Source organism: Janibacter sp. Soil728, from assembly GCF_001428305.1.
GTDB lineage: Bacteria > Actinomycetota > Actinomycetes > Actinomycetales > Dermatophilaceae > Janibacter.
Genome location: NZ_LMRZ01000001.1, coordinates 458,696 through 477,869, shown reverse-complemented (window position 1 = coordinate 477,869; position 19,174 = coordinate 458,696). Strand labels below are relative to the sequence as shown.

The following is a 19,174-nucleotide window of genomic DNA, read 5'->3' as shown; positions in this document are numbered from 1 at the left end:
CCGTGCGCCAAACGGTGTCAGGCAACCTCCGCCGGACGGCCGGTGTCGCGCACCAGGTAGATCCACGGGAAGGCTCGTACGGCGACCTCCCAGCCATCGTCCTCCCAGCGGCGAAGGGGGCCCGTCCACCCGATCCGCTTGTGCTCCCACTGCGTCGCCGTGCGCCGCACGCGGTGCTTGAGCATCCCGGCACCGACAGTGCGCCAGCCCTGCCGTCCGGCGATCTCCAGCTCAGCCATCTCGTCGAAGGCCGTGACCGGGCCGAGCCACCGCTCCTGCGCGCCGGCCCCTGCATCGTCGGCCTGCGACGACCGCGCACCGAAGCGCTGCTGGACGGCCTGTCGGCTCATCCCGAGCTCGGCACCCAGCGCCGCCCAGCTGTGACCGGCTCCCCGTGCGGCGAGGACCGCCTGTCGCAGCAGCGCTGCGGCTTCGTCCTCCGCGCTCGCAGCACGTCGCACGACGGTCAGGTGCTGCTGGGGGTCGCCCTCCGCGTCGATGCCCTCGAGGATCGCGGCGCCGAGCGCCTCGCTGACCCCGGGGGTCGGACCCTCAGCGCTGGTCATCACGACTCGGCAGCCAGGCCTCGGGCTCCTCGCCCCGGGAGGCGCTGCGGTCCGACCTGTGGCGCATGCCGAGGCCGTAGACCCCGAGGAGCACGAGCGCCAGCCCGGCCCCTTGCAACATCCCCCCGAAAAATCCGTCGATGCCCACGCCGGTCATCAGCGCGACAACGCCCAAGGCCAGCATGACAGCGATCGCGGTGGTTCCGGTGCGTCTGATGTCCATGTGTCAACCCTAAGTTGACGCTCCACTCGCTGTCAAGAATCAGTTGACATCAAACAGGCGGTGGCGGCTGCCCGTGCGGAGGCCGGCCCCCCACGACGGGTGGACCGGCCGCCTGCCACGGCGGCGACCCCTGCCGCAGCCCCTGCGCGATCTGGTCGATGGCCCGCCCGCTGGCGGACCAGTCCCCGACCTCGGTCTCCCAGGCGAAGGTCCACCCCTCGCGCACCTCGACCCGCCAGCGCCGGCCGAAGATCATCCGGCCCACGATGGCGAAGGGGAGGAGCAGCAGCAGGAGCAACACCTCCAGCGCGACGAGGATCCCCAGCACCAGGACCGGGATGAAGAGGATGAGCAGGACGACGCCGATGATGGCGCTGATCGGGTCGTCCCCGAGGTTGCTGTCGCTGATGGAGGGACCGCTCCCCCAGTCACCCATGCTCGTCCTGCGGCGCCACGGCATCCACCGCCGCGAGACGCGCCAGGTCCGGCCTTGCGGGTCGACGACCTTCATCGCGCGTCCGCCCCCGCGACGAGCAGGCGCAGCAGCGGGGCGGAGTCGTCCGGCAGCGGCTGGGTCGGGTCGAGCCAGCGCAGCTCCTCGATCTCGGCGGCCGGCGCGACGTGCGGTCGAGACGCCCCCGACAGGTGCGGGTGGCGGAAGACGCTCGCGACCAACGCCCTGCCCGCCTCGTTGGCGGCGGCCGTGCGGTGCACCGCGACGAGGTCGAGCCGCTCCGGGTCGAGGACGAGGCCGAGCTCCTCCTCCACCTCACGGACCGCGCACTGCGCAGGGGTCTCTCCCGGCTCCGGCTTGCCACCGGGGTGCATGAAGGAGTCCGTGCCCCGCTTGCGGACGGTGAGCACGTGGCCGTCGGCATCTTCGAGCACGACCGCACTGACGACGATCGCGTCGACATCACGTGGCCGGTCGCTCGCCAGGGCGGCGTAGACGAGGGAGTCGGTCCACTCCCCCTTGCTCCAGTAGTCCAGTCGCGGCGTGGCCTCCAGCTGCATCCCGAGCCGCTCGGCAACTCGCGCCGAGGCCGTGTTGCGAGCGTCCATCTGAGCGATGATCCGGTGCATCCCGTACCGGGCGAAGCCGATCTCGAGCACCGCGGCCGCGGCCTCTGTGGCAAAGCCCTGCCCCGCGACGTCCGGGCGGAAGGCCCAGCCCATCTCTCCCTTCGCTCCCGTCTCGTCGGTGACCCAGAGCACGACGTCCCCGATCACGCGGCCCTCGCGCTCCACCACGAGGCCGAGGCTGCGGGCCGGGGTGTCCAGTCCCAGACGCAGCAGGCGCTTGGCCAGGTGCTCCCGGCCGGTCTCCCGGGTCCACGGGTGGAAGGGGAGGTACCGCGCCACCTCCGGCAGGGACTCGTACTCCAGCAGCGACTCGAGGTCGTCCTCGCTGTGGGCTCGCAGGGTGAGGCGCTCGGTCCGGATCGGCAGGAAGGTGTCGGCGTGCACCCGACCAGCATGCCCGCTCCCTGCCCTGCGCCCTCCCAGACTCGACCCCTAGGCTGGCTCGGCACCCGACCCCGGAGAGACCATGACCCAGCCCCCCGCGCTGCCCGCGGAGCTGCCCGACGAAGCGATTCGCCGATTCGCCCAGATCCGCGACGACTTCACGCGGATGATGCTCGGCTACCGGTTCGGTATGGAGCAGGTCGCGATGCGGCTGGAGATCCTGCGCGAGGAGTTCGCCGAGCTGCACCTCGACAACCCGATCGAGCACATCTCCACCCGGGTCAAGAGCCCGGAGAGCATCCTGGAGAAGGCCGCCCGTCAGGGCGTCGAGCTGGAGATCCCGGCACTGCGTGAGCACATCACCGACATCGCCGGGGTGCGGGTCATCTGCTCCTTCGTCGCCGACGTCTACCGGCTCGTCGACTCGCTCACCGCCCAGGCCGACATCACCGTGCGGGTGGTCAAGGACTACATCGCCAACCCCAAGCCCAACGGCTACCGCTCGCTGCACGTGATCCTCGAGATCCCCGTCTTCCTCTCCTCCGGGCCCGTGCAGGTGCCGGTCGAGGTGCAGTTCCGCACGGTGGCGATGGACTTCTGGGCGAGCACCGAGCACAAGATCTTCTACAAGTACGAAGGGGACGTCCCTCCCGACATGCGTCAGCGCATCACGGAAGCGGCCGCGACGGCCGCCCGGATGGACGAGGAGATGGCGGAGCTGCACCGTGCCGTACACGGTGGCTCCTGAAAACTAAATTCGTCCACACCCCCCGTTACCGTTTCGTGTCCCAATGGCTTACTCTTCTCGCGACCCCACACACGAGGGGTTGCCACCGGGCCGCCTAATCCTGCCAACCCGACTGGTCCCCTGAGTCAGCACGGCAGGAGCGGGGGACCCACCGATCCATGGCCGCATCAGCCTTGGGGTGAAGTCCTCGTGGTCCACGGACCACAGGGCGGAGTGATCTCCACTCCAACCCGACAGCTAACTCCGTAGGCGTAGGAGAGACCCATGTCGATGTTCTACGCCGGACGCCACCGCGGTTCGGGCAACACCTCGCAGGTCAGCAAGCGCGCTGGCGCGACCATGGTCGCCGTCGCCGCCGTCAGCCTCGGCACCGCCACCATCGGCGCCCAGTCCGCAAGCGCCGTCACCTCGGCCCAGGCCACCAACGCCACCGCCACCTTCTCCGGCCTGGTCAAGCAGGGCTCGCGCGGCTCCGTCGTCAAGCAGGTCCAGCGCAAGGTCGGCGTCAGCGCCGACGGCATCTTCGGCCCCGCCACCCGCAACGCGGTCAAGCGCTGGCAGCAGCGTCACGGCCTCGTCGCCGACGGCATCGTCGGTTCCCGCACGGGCACCAAGATGCGTCTGACGTCGGGCTCGACCACGACCCGCTCCGCCAAGACCGCCTCGAGCGCCGCGAAGAGCAACTTCACCGGTCTGGTCCGGCAGGGCTCACGCGGCTCCGTCGTCAAGCAGGTCCAGCGCGTGGTCGGCGCCAGCGCCGACGGCATCTTCGGCTCCGGCACGGCCTCCGCCGTCAAGCGCTGGCAGCGCAGCCACGGCCTGACCGCCGACGGCGTCGTCGGCCCGCGCACCGGCTCCGCGATGGGCATCACCGGTTCCACGCGTTCCACCAGCACGGCCTCGCGCTCGACGACGCGCACCGCGGTCTCCGGCAGCGGCGTCCTCAACACGGCCGCGAGCCTCGTCGGCACGCGCTACGTCATGGGCGGCACGACCACCTCCGGCTTCGACTGCTCGGGCTTCACCAAGTACGTCTTCGCCCGCAACGGCAAGACCCTGCCGCGGACGGCTGAGCAGCAGCGTCAGTCGACCACGCGGGTCTCCTCGCCCCGCGCCGGCGACCTCGTCTTCTTCGGGGCCCCGGCCTGGCACGTGGGCATCTACGCCGGCAACGGCCAGATGTACGACGCCGGCAACTCGCGCGTCGACACCAGCAAGCGCGCCATCTGGACCAGCGCCGTCACCTACGGTCGCGTCTGATCCACCTCTGACGACGGACGCCGTCGTCGTCCTCGAAGGGCCCCGACCGTCACGGTCGGGGCCCTTCGGCGTCAGGCTCCCCTGTCGGTTGTCCCGGCCCGGTGGGAGGGTGGGCCCATGAGCAGCGCACACACGGGACACGACAACGCCGGGCACGACCACGGGGGCCACGGGCACGACCACGGGGGCCACGCAGGCGGCGGACACTTCGACGACCGGGCCGCCACCTGGGACGACGACCCGGACAAGATCCGGCAGTCGGGTGAGGTCGCCGACGCGATCGCGGCAGCGCTCTCCCTCCCTCCCCGGGCACGAGTGCTCGAGTACGGCGCCGGCACCGGCCTGGTGACGACCGCTCTCCTGCAGCACCTGACCGACCCGGCGCTGACCTTCGCCGACAACTCGTCGGGCATGCGTCAGGTCCTCGCGGACAAGGTCGAGGCCGGGAGCCTCCCTTCGCCCGCCCGCGTGTGGGACCTCGACCTCGAGTCCGCCCCGGTCCCGAGCGACCGCTTCGACCTCGTCCTGACGTCCAACGTCCTGCACCACGTGCAGCAGCTGGACCGAGTCCTCGGCGGCTTCGCCGAGCTGCTCGATGCCGGAGGTCACCTCTGCATCGCCGACCTCGACCGCGAGGACGGGAGCTTCCACGACCACGACTTCGGCGGGCACCACGGGTTCTCCCGCGACGAGCTGGCCGCGCAGATCGAGGCGGCCGGACTCACCGACGTCCGAGTCGGCGACGCCGGCAAGGTCGTCAAGGGGGGCCGGGACTACTCCGTCTTCCTCGCGGTCGCGCGCAAGGCCTGAGTCGTGAGGCTGGTCGACGACCGCGAGCGCCGTGCCCGGCTGGCGGTCCGGCACGGTCTGCACCCCGACCACCGGGCGAGCGACCCTGTCACTGCAGCCGAGGCTGTCGTCTGCCTCCACGCGACGGAGGCGGCGACCGTCCACCTCGCCGTCGGCGCACGGACGACAGGGATCGCCCCCGTCGACGTGGAGACATCGCTCTACGAGGACCGCTCGCTCGTCAAGCAGCTGGCGATGCGCCGAACCCTCTTCGCCTTCCCCCGAGACCTCCTGCCGGCGGCGCTGGGCCTGGCTCTCTCTCGGCTCGCACCGGAGCAGCGACGCCTGATCGCCCGTGATGCCGCACGGCACGGCATCGCCGAGGACGGTGACGCCTGGCTCGATGCCGCCGGCGGCGCCGTCGTCTCCCGGCTGACCGGCTCAGCGCCGCTGAGCGCCCGGGCCCTGCGAGAGGAGCTGCCCGAGCTGTCGGGGGCCATCACGCTCAACGAGGACAAGCGCTACGGCGGCACCTTCAACCTCGCGCCTCGGGTGCTCACCTGGCTGGGCGCCGAGGGGCGAATCACCCGCGGCGCCAATGCCGGCCACTGGAGGCTGTCCAAGCCTGCGTGGACCCTGCTGCCCGACTGGCTCGGTGAGACCGTCACCCCGCTGCCGCTCGACGAGGCCTACGCGTTGCTCGTGCGGCGGTGGCTGTCGCAGTTCGGGCCGGGGACCGTCGAGGACGTGCAGTGGTGGCTGGGCGCGACCAAGGGAGCCACGCGCGCGGCCCTCGCCGCGGTCGGCGCCGTGGAGGTCGCCCTCGAGCGCGACCGCACGGGTTGGGTGCTGCCCGACGACCTCGACCCGGTCGCCGAGGTCTCCCCGTGGGCCGCGCTGCTGCCCACGCTCGACCCGACGACGATGGGGTGGAAGCAGCGGGAGGTCTATCTCGACCCGGCCCACCGCGAGCTGCTCTTCGACAGCTTCGGGAACGGCGGGAGCACGGCCTGGTGGGACGGCCGGATCGTCGGCGCCTGGGTCCAGGACGACGACGGCGTCGTGTCCGTGGTCGAGTGCCCCGGCACCGACCTCGGTGGCGAAGGGAGGTCCGCCCTCGCCCTCGAGGCGCAGCGGCTGACCGCCTGGCTCGACGGGGTGAGGATCACCAATGTCTACAGCTCGCGTCTGATGAAGGGCGAGGCACTGCCCTGAGTGACCGGCCGGCAGACGGCTCGCCGCGGTCCGGCGGCGGTCGCTGGCGGGTGCCACCATCGCCCGGCACACTGGGTGGATGAGCGAGCGCACCCCTGACGAGGCAGCCGTCGACCTGGCCCACCAGCTCTTCGACTGGGCCAGGGAGGGGCAGACCGACCGGGTCGCCGCCTATGTCGATGCGGGCGCCCCGGCCGACCTCGCCGACCCGGCAGGCAACACCCTGCTCATGCTCGCCGCGTACCACGGTCACGCCGGTCTCGTCGGTGAGCTGGCCCGTCGTGGGGCGGACGTCAACCGGGCCAACGACCGCGGTCAGACCCCGCTCGCGGGAGCGATCTTCAAGGCCGAGCCCGAGGTGGTCGCCGTCCTGCTCGATCACGGCGCCGATCCCGACGCCGGGACGCCCACGGCGCGGGCGACGGCCGAGATGTTCGGTCAGGCCGCACTGCTCGAGGGGCAGGAGTGATGACGGACGACTACGACATCGTCGTCATCGGCGGCGGCCCCGTCGGGGAGAACGCGGCGCAGTACGCGACGGAGGACACCGACCTCAGCGCCGTCCTCGTCGAGGGCGAGCTCTTCGGCGGCGAGTGCTCCTACTGGGCCTGCATGCCGAGCAAGGCGCTCCTGCGACCGATCGCCGTCGCGGCCACCACACGTCACCTGCCGGGGGTGCGACCCACCGAGGTCGATCGCGACGCGCTCCTGGCCCGACGTGACGCCTGGGTCTCGTCCTACGACGACAGCGGGCAGGTCCGGTGGGCCCACGACACGGGCATCGCGACCGTGCGTGGGCACGGCCGACTCGTCGGTGATCGCCTCGTCGAGGTCACGGGTCCCGACGGCACGCGGCGGCTGCGCGCCCGGCATGCCGTCATCATCGCGACGGGCAGCGAACCCGCCGTCCCCGCTCCCTTCGTCGACGTGCGGCCGTGGGGATCACGCGACGCGACCGGCGTCGTGGAGGTGCCCGACCATCTCGTGGTCATCGGTGGTGGCGTCGTCGCGTGCGAGGCCGCCACATGGATGAGCGCCCTGGGCGCGCAGGTGACGATGCTCGTGCGCGGCGATCGTCTGCTGGCGGGGCTGGAACCCTTCGTCGGCCAGGAGGTCTTCGAGTCCCTGCGGGCGAAGGGGGTGGACGTCCGGTTGTCGACGTCCAGCACCGCCTGCACCCGACCCGACCCACAGGACACCGGCGTGGGCCGGGTCCACGGTGGACCGGTCACGGTCGATACCGACGCCGGGCCGGTGGAGGCCGACGAGGTCCTTGTCGCGACCGGTCGGCGGCCGCGACTGGACGACGTCGGGCTGGAGACGGTCGGTCTCACCGCCGAGGACGTCCTCGAGGAGCGTCTGCCCGGGTGGCTCCATGCCGTCGGCGACGCCAGCGGTGACGCCCCGCTGACCCACTGGGGCAAGTACCGGGCGCGTGTCGTCGGGGCGCAGATCGCTGCCGCTGCGACGGGCGCCCCGGCACCCGCCGCGGTCGAGGAAGCCCCGGTGCCGCAGGTGGTCTTCACGGACCCGCAGGTCGCGTCCGTGGGGATGACCGAGGAGCAGTCCAGGGATGCCGGGCACGACGTGGTCGTCGCATCGGCCCCCTTCTCCGGGGTGGCCGGTGCATCGCTGCTGCGCGATGACGTGTCCGGCACCGCCCGGATCGTCGTCGACCGCAGGAGCCGACTGCTGCTCGGGGCGACCTTCGTGGGGCCCGACGTGGGTGAGCTCGTCCACGCTGCCACCGTGGCGATCACCGGCCGGGTCCCGGTCCACGTCCTGCGCCACGCCGTGCCGAGCTACCCGACCTCCTCAGAGGTGTGGCTGCGGCTGCTCGAGGACCTGCCGCGCGAGCTGCGCCGACCCGCCTGAGCCCGAGCGCTCAGTCGGTCGGGGTGGACTTCGCGGCGCGCAGGTTGAGGTCGGCGTAGTCGGGGTGTCGCGCCATCCACGACTCGATGAAGGGGCAGACCGCCAGCACCTGGCGCGTGCCATCCTCGCGCACCCGGTCCAGGGCGCCTCGGGCCAGCGCCCCACCGACGCCCTGGCCCTCGTGAGCGGGGTCGACCTGGGTGTGGGTGAAGACGTAGAGGTCGTCGGTGAGCTGATACTCGGCGAAGCCGACGAGCACCGCTCCCTGATGAGCCTCGAATCGGCCCTTGTCCGCGTCATCGGTGACGACGATGTCCGGCACGGGTCCTCCTGGGCTGGTTGACGTTGTCGGGGGTCAGGGGTTCGATCATCAGTATGGATCAGCTCCCAGACTTCCGTCCCGATCTCGACGCCGCCCAGAGCTGGGTCACCGACCTCATCAGCGCGGTGCGTCCCGCCCAGCTCGATGCCCCGACTCCCTGCGCCGAGTACGACGTGCGCGGTCTGCTCCAGCACATCTCCGCGCTCCCGGCCAAGATCGCTGCGGTCGCCACGGGGGGCAACCCACGGGAGCTGCCCTCACAGGTGGCCATCGACGAGGACGGCGTCGGACAGCGTTACGGCGAGGAGGCCGGCGCGGCTCTGGGCGCATGGGCCGACGACACCCTGCTGTCCACCACCGTCACCGCACCGTGGGGGCCTGCCCCGGGGGCAGCGGCCCTGGGCGGCTTCGTCATGGAGACCGTGACGCACGGGTGGGACCTGGCCGTCGCCACGGGGCAGGACCCGGAGGCCGACCCGGCACTCGTCGCCAAGGCACGCGCCATCGGCGAGCACGCGCTGGCCGAGGCGCCGCGCGGCCCCGGGATGCCCTTCGGCGTCCCGGTCGAGGCACCCGTCGGGGCCGGCCCGACGACTCAGCTTGCTGCCTTCCTCGGACGGTCCTGGGACCGGGCCTGAGAGCGGGCCTGAGAGCGGGCCTGAGAGCGGATGCCCTCGCCCGGTCGGGCGAGGGCATCCGCTCGGTCGGGCTCAGTGCCTCTCGGCGCGATCGGTCAGCAACCAGCCCGCGGTGATCGACAGCCAGGCGTCGTCGCCGTCGCGCAGCCGGACCAGCACGTCGTCGACCTCGGGCAGGTCGAGCTCGGCCAGCGCCTCGATGGCGGGCAGGACGACCTCCTTGTCGTCGTGCTCGACGACGTGGAAGAGCTCCGGGGCGGCCGCGCGGGCAGCGGGGTCGCCGATGCCGAGCAGCACCTCGGCCGCGTGCCGACGGACCGAGGTGTCCGGGTCGGCCAGCCGCGTCGCGAGCGCGGCGACCGCGGCCTCGCCGGCCTGCTCCAGTGCCCGGGTCAGCTCCTTGCGACGAAACTCGTCCTCGTCCCCGAGGTGGTCGACGAGCGCCGTGACCGCGCCCGGGGTGCCGATGCGCCCGAGTGCCCACCAGGCCTTGGCCGCGACGGCGTCGTCCTCGTCGTCGGCCAGCGGGAGGATCTCGGCGACGGAGGCCGGGTCGCGGATCTTGCTCAGGGCGTGGAGCACCTGCACGCGGGCCGGGCCGGGGCCGGTCAGCGCCTGCACGAGCAGCGGGTAGGTGCTCGCCGATCGGGTCACCACCGCCCAGGTGAGCGTCTCTCGGACATAGAAGTCGGGCTCGGTGAGCAGCAGCGACACGAGCTCCTCGGCGATCGACTCGTCGCCGTGGGTGCCGAGCCAGAAGGCCGCCCGCTGCCGGACGGAGGAGTCGTCGTGGCGCGCAGCCTTCAGGGCGCGCTCGAGAGAGGTGCTCATGGTCGCGACGCTACCCGCGAGAGCGCGTCCCGACCGAGTCCTCAGCCGTAGTAGACGTCGTCGAAGTGGCTGCGGAACCCGTCGTAGAAGCCCTTGGAGTCGGTGACCTTGGTGAGGATCTCGTCGTTGGAGCGCAGCGCCGGCCCCGTGATGTTGTGCGAGCCGGTGAGGACGACGTAGCGCGGCGTCGACGAGCCCGCGTAGCGCGCCTTGATGATGAAGGCCTTGTCGTGGATCGGCTTCTGCGACTCGATGTAGGCGTTGGAGATGCCGCCCTCGTTGAGGGTGTTCCTCGCCGAGGCGGTCAGGCCCGTCGTTCCCTGGCCGGTGACGAGGCGGACGCCGCAGCCACCCTTCTTGAGCCGGACGAGCTGCTTGAGCACCGCGGAGCGCGACCCCGTCACCTGGGCCTGCATGACCCGGACGTCACAGTCCCGGCCCGGGTTGACGTAGGCCAGCCGGTTGGCGACCAGATCGGTCGTCTGCTCGGGCGAGACGTAGACGGTGTGCTTGGAGAACCGGGAGTCCACGTATCCCCGCTCGGACCCGGCCACGTAGTAGTCGTTGCCCGAGTAGCTGCGCTGCTCCCACATCGGCGTCCACACGTCTGACAGGAAGCCGGCGTACAGGTCGCTGTCGCCGTAGACGGTCACCGCGTTGTTGGACAGGTCCCACCCGGAGGCGCTGAAGTTCGCCGAGGAGTACCAGACGACCTTCTTGCGCACGGTGCCGGCGCTGTCCCGCGTCGTCGACAGCGTCATGTACTTGGCATGCATGTGGCCCGTCGCCGTGGAGATGCACGGGTTGGTCCCCTTGGATGCGCAGTTCTTGTAGCGCGAGCCGATGATCGCGCGGATCTGCTGGGGGACGGCGTCCCTGGCGTGGGATCCGTTCATCACGACGTAGACCCGCACGCCCCGGTTGTGCGCCCGGCGGATCGCGGAGACGATCGAGCCGTGGGTGACGTTGTAGATCCCCATGCGGATCGTCGCCCCGCTCGGCGCGCCGTTGATGAGCGCGACCGCCTTGCTGATCTGGGCGGTGCTGCCCTTCTTGTTGAAGGTCGTCTCCACTCGTGCCGAGCCGACCTTGGTCACCTTGGTCCCGTTGGGCTGCGCGGTGGCCTGGGGTGTGCTGCCGACGAAGGGGGCGGACGCGAGGGCCAGGGTGGCCAGGACGGCGGCGGCCCGTGCGCGGAATGTGGTGGTCATGGCGAGAGTGTAGGAACGGCTTCGACCCGAGGACAGGGGGAGAACTCCCCCTTCGCTCAGTGCGTCGTGCCCGCGATGTCCGTCCCGCGCGGGGTGAGGACGAAGACCGTGGCCGCGACGACGAGCATGAGGGCTCCCCCGACGAGGCCGGCCGTCTGGAGTGACTGGGTGAAAGCGGCCCCGGCGTCGTGCGCGAGCATCGGGAGCCCGAGCTGGTCGGACATCGCGATGGCCGCCCCCAGAGAGTCCTGGGCCTGCCCGGCGGCCTGGGGTCCGGCCTGCTCGAGTGCTCGCGAGCCTGCGAGGTGATCCCGGTAGACGAGCGCGGAGATGCTGCCGAGGACGGCCACGCCGAGCGTCCCGCCGAGCTCGTACGAGGTCTCCTCCAGCGCTCCCGCGTTGCCCGCCTTGTCCTCCGGTGAGCCGAGCATGATCATCGCCGAGGCGATGGCCAGCGACCCCGTACCGGTCCCGACGAAGAGCATCGCGACGAGGACCAGGCGATAGGTCAGGACATCGGGGCCGAAGCCGACGACGAGCAGGCCGACACCGGCCATGGCGAGGCCGCCGGCGAGGACGGCCCGCGCACCGATGCGGTGGGCCAGCGGCGGGGCCAGGAGTGAGGCGGCCGCGGCAGCGAGCGCGACGGGGATGAGCTTGATGCCCGACTCGATGGGGCTCGAGTGGTCCACGAGCTGCAGCCACTGGGTGAGCAGCAGCAGCGCGGCGAGCATGGCGAAGGTGGTGCCGAGGGCCGCGATGATGCCGGCGGAGAAGGGTCGGTTGCGAAAGAGCCTGATGTCGAGCAGCGGGTGCGCGCTGCGCAGGCAGCGGAGCACGAACCACACCATGGCGCCGATGCCGACCGTGAGGGCGAGCAGCGCGGCGGGGTCGGCGAAGGTCGCCTTCTTGCCGAAGTCCTTCAGCGCCCACACCACGAGGACCATGCCGACCAGTGACAGCGCTGCGGCGAGGGCGTCCCACGGTCCGGCGCCGACCACCTTGGACTCGGGCAGGATCAGCAGCCCGGCGATGATCGCGACGATCATCAGCGGCACGTTGACGAGGAAGGCCGCGTGCCAGGAGAAGTGCTCGAGGAGGAAGCCGCCGACGAAGGGCCCGACGGCCGCCCCGAGACCGGACACCGCGGCCCAGATGCTCAGCGCGGTCGCCCGCTTGCTCGCGTCGGTGAAGATCACCCGGATGAGCGAGAGGGTGTTGGGCATGATCATCGCGCCGCCGACACCCAAGAAGATGCGCAGGGCGATGACGGACTCCGCAGAGTCAGCCAGGAGCACGAGGAGCGAGGCCACGAGGAAGATCGCGTACCCGGTCATGAGCATCCGCTTGCGGCCGATCCGGTCGGCGATCGCCGCGAAGGAGACGAGCAACCCGGCGAGGACGAGGGAGTAGACGTCGACGACCCACAGCTGCTGGGTGGCAGTCGGCCGCAGCTCGGCGGACATCTCCGGCAGGGCGATGTTGAGGATCGTCATGTCCATCGTGACGACGAGCAGGCTGGCGCTGAGGACGGCGACGGCAGCCCAGGCGCGGCGGGTGGACACCGGCTCGGCCACGGAGGTCGTGAGGGTGGTGGTCATCGGGGGTCACTCCCTTCGCTCGGGGGGATGGTCATGAGGGCTCGGAGGGTGCGGGCCATGGCGTCGGCGGGGATCGGCTCGTCGTGCAGGCCGGCGTGGAGGGTCACGCCGTCGAGGTACACCGCGATGGCTTCCGCTGCCTCCCGGCCGACGTGCTCGGTGAGGATCTCGGTGAGCCGATCGGTCCACCGACGGGCGATGTCGCGCAGACGAGGGTCGGTCATGCCGGACCCCATGAGCTCGATCTCGGCGCGGACCTGCCGGGTGTCGGTGAGGAACTCGTGCATCACTGCGGCGAACCGCTCGGGCGCGGACTCGAGCGGCAGGATCTGGTCTGCGACCCGCGCCAGGTCGACGTCGACGTCCTCGGCGAGAGCCTGCAGCGCGGCCTCGCGCAGCTCGTCCAGGGAGGTGAAGTACTGCGTCGTCGAGCCGAGTGAGACCTCGGCCCGCGCGGCGACTGCGCGATGGGTGATCGACGCGGCGCCACCTTCGACGATGAGCTCGGCGGCGGCCGCGATGATCGCGCGACGACGCCCCTCGGGGTCGCGTCGCCCCGGTGTCGGCCGGTCCTGCTGGGAGCCCATGGCTCCTCCCTTCGATCCTGTACAAAAGTACATGCACAGGTGTACAGGATCTGAGGACGAGGTGCAAACGGGGACTGCTCCCCGTTGTCCGGGGCCGGCCCGTGCACCAGAGTGACCGGCATGGCCAGCACCCCCAGCAGCGAGCTCCCGTCGTGGTGGCGCGTCGTCGCCACCCTCGCGGTCGGGACGGTCATCGCGCTGGTCCTGGCCCAGGCCGTGACCACCATGGGCGAAGGGAGCGACCCTCGCCCCGTCGCGGACCCCGGGCAGGTCTACGACTACCCCTTCGCCGAGGACGAGCTGCCGCACGCCGGCGAGGTCTCGCTGCCGTGGGCACGGATCGAGGTGGCGGTGGGCACGCCCCAGCGAGAGCTGCCCACGATCCTGAACGGCGCCGCCGACGTCGCGCCGCCCGAGGGGGGCAGCTTCGTGCGGGTCGACGCCCGACCGGCCGACAACGCTCAGCTGCCCTTCGCCGCCACCGGCCGCCCCCTGCAGGTGGCGGTCGAGATCGTGCTGCGCGCCGACGGTGCCGAGTACTCCCTGAGCGGTCCCGGCGGGCTGCGCTTCGACCCCAATGACTTCTTCGTCGGCGCGACGGGCAGCCGGTGGGTCGCCGTACCGGGCCACCCGAGCGAGCTCGAGGTCGCCGTCCTCGTGGACGGCAAGGAGCAGACCGTGCACGCCGACGGCACGGTGAGCGCAGGGCGGGCCGCCGGCCTGGCCGAGCTGCCGGGGTTGAGGTCGGGCAGCCGGGCCGACGAGGTCGCGTGCGGCCCGACCCGGCGCGTCGACGACTCCTCGCTGCGACTGCCCGATGGTCTGGACGATCTGGCCTGCACGGTCAGGACGACCTTCCGCACGCCCTATGTCGACGGGGTCGGATGGGCGCCGGAGGGCCATGAGTACCTCGTCGTCGTCGCTGCCCATGACGACGTCCCCTCCGTCGACGGCCCGGCCGGCGAGCGGTGGAATGCCACCGACACGCTCACGGGACGCCTGGACGGGGCCGAGCCCGTCGTCGACCCCGTGGACGTCAACGCCGTCAACGCCGGGACCCTCGCGATCCAGCTCGTGGACGGCCCGCGCATGCTGGTCTTCGAGGTCCCGGAGACGGGTTCCACGGGTGACCTCGTCCTGCGCCTGGACATCGATGCCCGCCCCGACGACCCTGCGGACCCCGGCCACGAGCAGATGCGCCTGGAGTCGACCGTGCCCGAGGAGGACCTGCGATGAGGCCGCTCCACTCACCGCGTCGGCACACTCGCGCGCAGGCCACCCGGGGCGAGGTCAACCTGGCCCTGACGGCGCTCTTCGCCGTCCTCGTGCTCCTCGTGACGCTGGCGATGACGACGTCGACGGACTCCTCCCACGTCGTCGAGGTCGGCGAGCAGCTCCCCCTGCAGGCCGCCCCCTACAACGGCGACGTCCACGAGATCATCGTGCCGAGCGCCACGATCACGGTGCGGGTCGGCCAGCCCGTCGAGGAGGTCGACACCGCGCTGGTCGACCTCGAGGACCTCGCGGACGCAGAGCGCGCCCGAGGCTCCGACGACCCGGTGCGGGCCAACGACGGGGCGGCTCTCGTCCCCGTGTCCTGGAGCGTGCGGCCGGCAACGAGTGGCAGCAGCGCCGAGATCCAGGCCGTCCCCTTCACGGTCCGGCTCGTGGCGGGCGAGAGGTCCGTGGACCTGGCCGACGGCTCGCTGCAGTCGTTGCGCTCGGCCGAGCGCGAGACCAGTCCCCCGATGTCGCTCATCGGGGTCGACGAGGCAGCCAGCCTGTCGATCGAGGTCGAGTACGACGGCGCGACCCAGACCCTCGATGTCGCGACCGGCGAGCTGGACACCGGCCTCGCCGAAGGTCTCTACTCACCCGAGCCCGCCATCGACACCGGGTGCGCGGACCGCACCGTCAGGTGCCACATGAGTACCGTCGACCCCGACTCGACCTGGCAGGTCGACCGCAGCGACGCCACGATCACGGCCCGGCGGCTGACCATCCACCCCTACGACCCCGAGCTGGGCTGGGCGGCCGAGGGGCAGCGCTGGGCGACGACCGGGGTGCACACGGCGTCGGTGAGCGGGGTCGAGAAGGGCACCGGGTACCGGTCCGTCGACCGAGCAGGGCCCGTGAAGGTCACCCTCGACGGGGCCGAGCCCGAGCGCTCGACAGGCCTGGACGACGACCGTCTCGTGGGGACCCGGGTGGGCAGCGTGGTCTTCGCGATCGATGCCGACACCGCGCCTCGCGAGCTGGCGGTCGAGCAGGACCTCACGCTCGAGGGGACGCAGTCACCACGGACGCTGCCGGTGCACATCTCGATCCCGCTCGACGGCGAGGAGTGAGGAACCGCGCTCGCTAGGCTTGACGGCATGCACCGGATCTTCACCACCAGCGTCGCCGACGTCCACCCGCACTACGTGACCAAGGTGGAGAAGAAGGGGCGCACCCGCGCCGAGGTCGACGAGGTCATCCGGTGGCTCACCGGCTTCGACCAGGCGACGCTCCAGGGACATCTGGACGCGGGCACGACCTTCGCCGACTTCTTCGAGCAGGCGACCCTCAACCCGCACACCGACCTCATCACCGGCTCGGTGTGCGGGGTCAAGGTGCAGGAGGTCGAGGACCCGCTGATGCAGAAGATCCGCTTCCTCGACAAGCTCGTCGACGAGCTCGCCAAGGGCAAGGCGATGGACAAGGTGCTGCGCGGCTGACCTCGCCCACGGCCTCCCCCTCGGCTATCCCTCGAGGGTGTCGGCGAGCGCGACCGAGGTGTCCCGCAGCCGGTCGGTGGCCTCGCGACCGAGCCAGGCGCGCAGGTGATCGGTCGCGTCCCAGTCGTTGGTGTGCATGGCCGCGACGACCGTGCCGTCAGTGATCATGACGGCGTTGAGCACGCGGCTGGCGTGGTCACCGCGCACGACGATCTCGTCGTAGCCATCGCGCCCGAGGTGGCCGACGTACTCCATGCCCAGGTCGTACTGGTCGGTGAAGAAGTACGGCTGACGGGCGTAGGGCTCCTGACCGCCGAGCATGCTGCGGGCGGCGTGCTGCCCCTGCTTGATCGCGGTGTCCCAGTGCTCCACGCGCAGTCGCCCGAGGTCGGGGTGGTCGTGGTGGGCGACATCGCCGGCCGCGTAGACGTGCGGGTCGCTCGTGCGCAGCCGCGCGTCGACGAGGATCCCGTGGTCGACGTCCAGCCCGGCCGCCTCGGCGAGCGCGGTGTCGGGCTCCGCGCCGATGGCGACGAGGACGAGGTCGGGGCGCACCTCGGTGCCGTCGGAGAGGACGGCGCGGGTCCCCCCCTTCGAGGCTCCTTCGTCGCTCCTCAGGACGACGCCTTCGTCCTGCTCGAGGGTGGTGAGCGAGGTGTCGAGGTGCAGGTCGACGCCGTGCTCGCGGTGCAGGTCGGCGAAGAGGCGGCCCATGTCCTCACCGATGGCGCCGACGAGGGGAAGGGGGGCGCTCTCGACCACGGTGACCGCGCCACCTGCCGCTCTGGCGGCCGACGCGACCTCGAGGCCGATCCAGCCGGCACCGATGATGAGCAGGCTGCCGCCGAGGTGCTCCTTGAGCGCTTCGGACTCCTCGATGGTGCGCAGGTAGGCGACCGGCACACCCGACTCGTCGGCCATCGGCAGGTGACGGGAGGTGGCGCCGGTGGCGATGAGCAGGTCGTCGTAGGAGATGGTCCGTCCGTCGACCTCGAAGGTGCGGGCTGCGGTGTCGAGTGCCGTGACACGGGTGCCGGTGATCAGCTCCACGCCGTTGTCGGCGTACCAACCCTCGTCCTTGGCTGCGGCATCGGCGGCGGTGCCCTTGCCGAGGAGGATGTCCTTGGACAGCGGCGGCCGCTCGTAGGGTGCGTGCGACTCCGCTCCCACGAGGACGATGTCCCCGTCGTAGCCCTGCTCACGCAGCTCGGCGGCGGCGCTGGCGCCGGTGAGACCGGCTCCGATGATGGCGATGGTCATGGCGTGCTCCTGGTGAGTGCGAGGAATTCGGCGCGGCTGCGCGGGTCCTCCCGAAGTCGTCCGAAGAGTGCTGAGGTGGTGGTGGCCGTCCCTGCGACCCTAGCCCCGCGAAGTGTCATGCAGGTGTGCTCTGCCTGGATGACGACCCCGACGCCCCGCGGTCCGAGCGCGTCGTCGAGGTGGGTGGCGATCTGGTGGGTGAGCCGCTCCTGGGTCTGCGGACGACGGGCGTGCCACTCCACCATCCGGGCGAACTTGGACAGGCCGAGGATGCGCCCGCCCGGCAGGTAGCCGACGTGGGCGACTCCCGTGAAGGGCAGGATGTGGTGCTCGCAGACCGACTGCACCGGGATGTCGCGCACGAGGACCAGCTCGTCGTACCCCTCGTCGTTGGGGAAGGTCGTCAGCTCGAAGTCCTCGCTGCTCGTCATCTCGATGAGCGCCCGGGCCATCCGGTGCGGCGTGCGCGCCAGGTGCTCGGCGGTGAGGTCGAGCCCGAGGGCGGCGAGCAGGTCGGCGGCTGCTGCCTCGGCAGCGGCCGGGTCGACCGCGGGGTGGGTACCGGCGACCCGCAGGTGCGGCCGCGACGCCTCCCGGGCATCGCGACCGGCTGCTGGTGAGGGTGCGGGGCTCATGCGCTGGGCCCGCGATCGGTGGCGGCTCGGGCGGTGATGCGGTCCGGGGTGGCCAGGACGTAGAGGGACAGTGCCGCGACGAGGAGGCCGAAGTCGCGCAGGGCCACGTCGTAGAAGCCGCTGTAGGTCAGCAGGTTGATGATGATGCCGACCAGCCATGCGGACACGAGCAGGGCTCCCCAGCGCGGGCGGGTGGCGACGACGATGCCGGCGACGATCTCGATGACGCCGACGATGTACATCGCCTGCTGGGCGTCGCCGGGGACGATGTTGTCGATCCACGGCGCGAGGTACGCGGGCCAGTCGGTCAGGACATTGGCGAACTTGTCGAGGCCGAAGACGATCGGCGCGATGGTGAAGACCGTGCGCAGCAGGAGGAAGGCGCGCTCGGCTCCCTTCGGCGAGATGGCGGTGGTGGAGGTGGCGTGGCTGGACGGGGACTGGGGTGCGGCTGTGGTGCTCATGACAGAACTCCTTCTAAACAAGACGTGTTTCGATTTTAGACCCTCCACCATCTCTTGTGTCAATGGAATTGTGTTTTAGAGTGGGGTCATGAACCTGCGCTCGCTCGCCTCCGGCATCGGCTCCCTGTCCGACGACACCCGCCGTGAGCTCTACGAGTACGTCGTGGGCCGGGGCGAGCCCGTGACCAGGGAGGAGGCGGCCACGGCCACCGGGCTGCGCCCGCACAAGGCCAACTTCCACCTCGACCGCCTCGTCGAGGAGGGACTGCTCGAGGTGGAGTACCGCCGGCTCACCGGCCGCACCGGCCCCGGCGCCGGCCGTCCGAGCAAGCTCTACCGCCGGTCCGAGGAGGAGTTCTCCCTCTCGCTGCCCCCGCGCCGCTACGACCTGGTCGGCGACATCCTCGCGGCATCGGTGACCCGGGCGAGCGCGGGCGAGCCCCTCGACGCGGCGCTGCAGGAGTCGGCCCGCGAGCAGGGCATCGAGGTGGGTCGCGCGGCCACGCGCGAGGAGCAGGCCACCTTCGAGGACCTCACGACGGCCCTCGCCGGGCAGGGGTACGAACCCCGCGATGACGACGACGTGGTCGAGCTGCACAACTGCCCCTTCGACGCCCTCGCCGACAAGCACCGGGCTCTGGTCTGTGGCCTCAACGAGTCGTATGTGCAGGGAGTGGCCGACGGCATGGGCTGCGGTGGCGCTGACGCCCGACTCGAGCCCGGCGACGGCCGGTGCTGCGTGCGGGTGCACCGACGAGACTGACG

23 protein-coding genes and 1 riboswitch are annotated in these 19,174 nt (G+C 71.4%); of the genes, 11 read left to right on the top strand and 12 right to left on the bottom strand.

All coding sequences use genetic code 11. The features are described from left to right. Positions 1-17 precede the first annotated feature (17 nt). The 4 genes from ASG73_RS02320 to ASG73_RS18520 are packed head-to-tail and all read right to left on the bottom strand — an operon-like array spanning position 18 to position 2,256. Positions 18-566, bottom strand: coding sequence for a hypothetical protein (locus ASG73_RS02320; RefSeq protein ID WP_055990159.1), 549 nt, complete (start codon positions 564-566; stop codon positions 18-20). Continuing rightward, positions 553-789 (bottom strand): hypothetical protein, encoded by a 237-nt coding sequence (locus tag ASG73_RS02315; protein WP_055990157.1) that lies wholly within the window; start codon positions 787-789, stop codon positions 553-555. The genes ASG73_RS02320 and ASG73_RS02315 overlap by 14 nt, the downstream gene beginning before the upstream one ends. A 49-nt stretch (positions 790-838) precedes the next feature. Then, complete coding sequence (locus tag ASG73_RS02310) at positions 839-1,300, bottom strand: hypothetical protein (protein ID WP_055990155.1); 462 nt, start codon at positions 1,298-1,300, stop codon at positions 839-841. Next, on the bottom strand, positions 1,297-2,256 hold the full coding sequence (locus ASG73_RS18520; RefSeq protein ID WP_327077474.1) for a GNAT family N-acetyltransferase: 960 nt from the start codon (positions 2,254-2,256) through the stop codon (positions 1,297-1,299). Before ASG73_RS18520 ends, ASG73_RS02310 begins: the two co-directional genes overlap by 4 nt. 82 nt (positions 2,257-2,338) lie before the next feature. Between ASG73_RS18520 and ASG73_RS02300 the strand changes: the two genes are divergently transcribed. The 6 genes from ASG73_RS02300 to ASG73_RS02275 all read left to right on the top strand — a co-directional run bounded on the left by ASG73_RS02300 (position 2,339) and on the right by ASG73_RS02275 (position 8,143). Further along, on the top strand, positions 2,339-3,004 hold the full coding sequence (locus ASG73_RS02300; protein ID WP_200946647.1) for a GTP pyrophosphokinase: 666 nt from the start codon (positions 2,339-2,341) through the stop codon (positions 3,002-3,004). A 91-nt stretch (positions 3,005-3,095) separates the two neighbouring features. Beyond that, positions 3,096-3,265: riboswitch (cyclic di-AMP (ydaO/yuaA leader) on the top strand. A 3-nt stretch (positions 3,266-3,268) separates the two neighbouring features. Continuing rightward, positions 3,269-4,264, top strand: coding sequence for a C40 family peptidase (locus tag ASG73_RS18040; RefSeq protein WP_055990153.1), 996 nt, complete (start codon positions 3,269-3,271; stop codon positions 4,262-4,264). Between the two features lie 117 nt (positions 4,265-4,381). After that, positions 4,382-5,074, top strand: a complete 693-nt coding sequence (locus ASG73_RS02290) for a class I SAM-dependent DNA methyltransferase (protein WP_082566931.1) — start codon at positions 4,382-4,384, stop codon at positions 5,072-5,074. A gap of 3 nt (positions 5,075-5,077) precedes the next feature. Beyond that, positions 5,078-6,268, top strand: a complete 1,191-nt coding sequence (locus ASG73_RS02285; protein WP_055990149.1) for a winged helix DNA-binding domain-containing protein — start codon at positions 5,078-5,080, stop codon at positions 6,266-6,268. 79 nt (positions 6,269-6,347) lie between these two features. Further along, positions 6,348-6,737 (top strand): ankyrin repeat domain-containing protein, encoded by a 390-nt coding sequence (locus tag ASG73_RS02280; RefSeq protein ID WP_055990147.1) that lies wholly within the window; start codon positions 6,348-6,350, stop codon positions 6,735-6,737. Beyond that, positions 6,737-8,143, top strand: a complete 1,407-nt coding sequence (locus tag ASG73_RS02275) for a dihydrolipoyl dehydrogenase family protein (protein WP_055990144.1) — start codon at positions 6,737-6,739, stop codon at positions 8,141-8,143. Before ASG73_RS02280 ends, ASG73_RS02275 begins: the two co-directional genes overlap by 1 nt. Before the next feature lie 10 nt (positions 8,144-8,153). On the opposite strand, the gene ASG73_RS02270 is transcribed toward ASG73_RS02275, so the two are convergent. Then, positions 8,154-8,465, bottom strand: a complete 312-nt coding sequence (locus tag ASG73_RS02270) for a GNAT family N-acetyltransferase (protein ID WP_055990140.1) — start codon at positions 8,463-8,465, stop codon at positions 8,154-8,156. Between the two features lie 53 nt (positions 8,466-8,518). On the opposite strand from ASG73_RS02270, the gene ASG73_RS02265 reads away from it, so the two are divergent. Further along, complete coding sequence (locus ASG73_RS02265) at positions 8,519-9,103, top strand: TIGR03086 family metal-binding protein (protein WP_055990136.1); 585 nt, start codon at positions 8,519-8,521, stop codon at positions 9,101-9,103. Positions 9,104-9,175: 72 nt separating this feature from the next. Here the strand turns inward: ASG73_RS02265 and ASG73_RS02260 are convergent, their stop codons facing one another. Genes ASG73_RS02260 through ASG73_RS02245 form a run of 4 tightly spaced genes read right to left on the bottom strand, consistent with a single transcriptional unit; the run spans position 9,176 to position 13,333 of the window. Further along, positions 9,176-9,934 carry a HEAT repeat domain-containing protein gene (locus tag ASG73_RS02260; RefSeq protein ID WP_055990133.1) on the bottom strand — a complete coding sequence of 253 codons (759 nt, stop codon included), beginning with the start codon at positions 9,932-9,934 and terminating at the stop codon, positions 9,176-9,178. Between the two features lie 41 nt (positions 9,935-9,975). Further along, the gene (locus ASG73_RS02255; RefSeq protein WP_055990130.1) at positions 9,976-11,145 is read right to left on the bottom strand and encodes a phospholipase D-like domain-containing protein; all 1,170 of its coding nucleotides are present in this window, start codon (positions 11,143-11,145) and stop codon (positions 9,976-9,978) included. A 56-nt stretch (positions 11,146-11,201) separates the two neighbouring features. Further along, a complete protein-coding gene (locus ASG73_RS02250; protein WP_055990127.1) occupies positions 11,202-12,746 on the bottom strand; it encodes an MFS transporter in 1,545 nt (514 codons plus the stop codon). Beyond that, positions 12,743-13,333 carry a TetR/AcrR family transcriptional regulator gene (locus ASG73_RS02245; RefSeq protein WP_055990124.1) on the bottom strand — a complete coding sequence of 197 codons (591 nt, stop codon included), beginning with the start codon at positions 13,331-13,333 and terminating at the stop codon, positions 12,743-12,745. Before ASG73_RS02245 ends, ASG73_RS02250 begins: the two co-directional genes overlap by 4 nt. Before the next feature lie 120 nt (positions 13,334-13,453). On the opposite strand from ASG73_RS02245, the gene ASG73_RS02240 reads away from it, so the two are divergent. The 3 genes from ASG73_RS02240 to ASG73_RS02230 are packed head-to-tail and all read left to right on the top strand — an operon-like array spanning position 13,454 to position 16,050. Beyond that, on the top strand, positions 13,454-14,569 hold the full coding sequence (locus ASG73_RS02240) for a hypothetical protein (protein ID WP_055990121.1): 1,116 nt from the start codon (positions 13,454-13,456) through the stop codon (positions 14,567-14,569). Next, positions 14,566-15,681: a hypothetical protein gene (locus ASG73_RS02235; protein ID WP_055990118.1), complete on the top strand. Its 1,116-nt coding sequence runs from the start codon at positions 14,566-14,568 to the stop codon at positions 15,679-15,681. Before ASG73_RS02240 ends, ASG73_RS02235 begins: the two co-directional genes overlap by 4 nt. Positions 15,682-15,708: 27 nt before the next feature. Beyond that, positions 15,709-16,050, top strand: coding sequence for a DUF2200 domain-containing protein (locus ASG73_RS02230; protein ID WP_055990115.1), 342 nt, complete (start codon positions 15,709-15,711; stop codon positions 16,048-16,050). 24 nt (positions 16,051-16,074) lie between these two features. On the opposite strand, the gene ASG73_RS02225 is transcribed toward ASG73_RS02230, so the two are convergent. The 3 genes from ASG73_RS02225 to ASG73_RS02215 are packed head-to-tail and all read right to left on the bottom strand — an operon-like array spanning position 16,075 to position 18,409. Further along, positions 16,075-17,310, bottom strand: a complete 1,236-nt coding sequence (locus ASG73_RS02225; protein WP_055990113.1) for an NAD(P)/FAD-dependent oxidoreductase — start codon at positions 17,308-17,310, stop codon at positions 16,075-16,077. Then, the gene (gene folE / locus ASG73_RS02220) at positions 17,307-17,945 is read right to left on the bottom strand and encodes a GTP cyclohydrolase I FolE (RefSeq protein WP_055990110.1); all 639 of its coding nucleotides are present in this window, start codon (positions 17,943-17,945) and stop codon (positions 17,307-17,309) included. Before folE ends, ASG73_RS02225 begins: the two co-directional genes overlap by 4 nt. Then, the gene (locus ASG73_RS02215; protein ID WP_055990106.1) at positions 17,942-18,409 is read right to left on the bottom strand and encodes a DoxX family membrane protein; all 468 of its coding nucleotides are present in this window, start codon (positions 18,407-18,409) and stop codon (positions 17,942-17,944) included. The genes folE and ASG73_RS02215 overlap by 4 nt, the downstream gene beginning before the upstream one ends. Positions 18,410-18,497: 88 nt before the next feature. Between ASG73_RS02215 and ASG73_RS02210 the strand changes: the two genes are divergently transcribed. Further along, entirely contained in the window at positions 18,498-19,172 is a 675-nt protein-coding gene (locus ASG73_RS02210; RefSeq protein WP_055990103.1) for a helix-turn-helix transcriptional regulator, read from the top strand. The last annotated feature ends 2 nt before the right edge of the window (positions 19,173-19,174 follow it).

What these genes read in the sequence shown, in the direction of transcription:
- ASG73_RS02235 (WP_055990118.1), top strand. Translation starts at nt 14,566, where the DNA reads ATGAGGCCGCTCCACTCACCGCGTCGGCACACTCGCGCGCAGGCCACC.
- ASG73_RS02245 (WP_055990124.1), bottom strand. Translation starts at nt 13,333, where the DNA reads ATGGGCTCCCAGCAGGACCGGCCGACACCGGGGCGACGCGACCCCGAG.
- ASG73_RS02225 (WP_055990113.1), bottom strand. Translation starts at nt 17,310, where the DNA reads ATGACCATCGCCATCATCGGAGCCGGTCTCACCGGCGCCAGCGCCGCC.
- ASG73_RS02275 (WP_055990144.1), top strand. Translation starts at nt 6,737, where the DNA reads ATGACGGACGACTACGACATCGTCGTCATCGGCGGCGGCCCCGTCGGG.
- ASG73_RS02230 (WP_055990115.1), top strand. Translation starts at nt 15,709, where the DNA reads ATGCACCGGATCTTCACCACCAGCGTCGCCGACGTCCACCCGCACTAC.
- ASG73_RS02255 (WP_055990130.1), bottom strand. Translation starts at nt 11,145, where the DNA reads ATGACCACCACATTCCGCGCACGGGCCGCCGCCGTCCTGGCCACCCTG.
- ASG73_RS02215 (WP_055990106.1), bottom strand. Translation starts at nt 18,409, where the DNA reads ATGAGCACCACAGCCGCACCCCAGTCCCCGTCCAGCCACGCCACCTCC.
- ASG73_RS02265 (WP_055990136.1), top strand. Translation starts at nt 8,519, where the DNA reads ATGGATCAGCTCCCAGACTTCCGTCCCGATCTCGACGCCGCCCAGAGC.
- ASG73_RS02260 (WP_055990133.1), bottom strand. Translation starts at nt 9,934, where the DNA reads ATGAGCACCTCTCTCGAGCGCGCCCTGAAGGCTGCGCGCCACGACGAC.
- ASG73_RS02240 (WP_055990121.1), top strand. Translation starts at nt 13,454, where the DNA reads ATGGCCAGCACCCCCAGCAGCGAGCTCCCGTCGTGGTGGCGCGTCGTC.
- ASG73_RS02250 (WP_055990127.1), bottom strand. Translation starts at nt 12,746, where the DNA reads ATGACCACCACCCTCACGACCTCCGTGGCCGAGCCGGTGTCCACCCGC.
- ASG73_RS18040 (WP_055990153.1), top strand. Translation starts at nt 3,269, where the DNA reads ATGTCGATGTTCTACGCCGGACGCCACCGCGGTTCGGGCAACACCTCG.
- folE (WP_055990110.1), bottom strand. Translation starts at nt 17,945, where the DNA reads ATGAGCCCCGCACCCTCACCAGCAGCCGGTCGCGATGCCCGGGAGGCG.
- ASG73_RS02315 (WP_055990157.1), bottom strand. Translation starts at nt 789, where the DNA reads ATGGACATCAGACGCACCGGAACCACCGCGATCGCTGTCATGCTGGCC.
- ASG73_RS02210 (WP_055990103.1), top strand. Translation starts at nt 18,498, where the DNA reads ATGAACCTGCGCTCGCTCGCCTCCGGCATCGGCTCCCTGTCCGACGAC.
- ASG73_RS02290 (WP_082566931.1), top strand. Translation starts at nt 4,382, where the DNA reads ATGAGCAGCGCACACACGGGACACGACAACGCCGGGCACGACCACGGG.
- ASG73_RS02300 (WP_200946647.1), top strand. Translation starts at nt 2,339, where the DNA reads ATGACCCAGCCCCCCGCGCTGCCCGCGGAGCTGCCCGACGAAGCGATT.
- ASG73_RS02280 (WP_055990147.1), top strand. Translation starts at nt 6,348, where the DNA reads ATGAGCGAGCGCACCCCTGACGAGGCAGCCGTCGACCTGGCCCACCAG.
- ASG73_RS02310 (WP_055990155.1), bottom strand. Translation starts at nt 1,300, where the DNA reads ATGAAGGTCGTCGACCCGCAAGGCCGGACCTGGCGCGTCTCGCGGCGG.
- ASG73_RS02320 (WP_055990159.1), bottom strand. Translation starts at nt 566, where the DNA reads ATGACCAGCGCTGAGGGTCCGACCCCCGGGGTCAGCGAGGCGCTCGGC.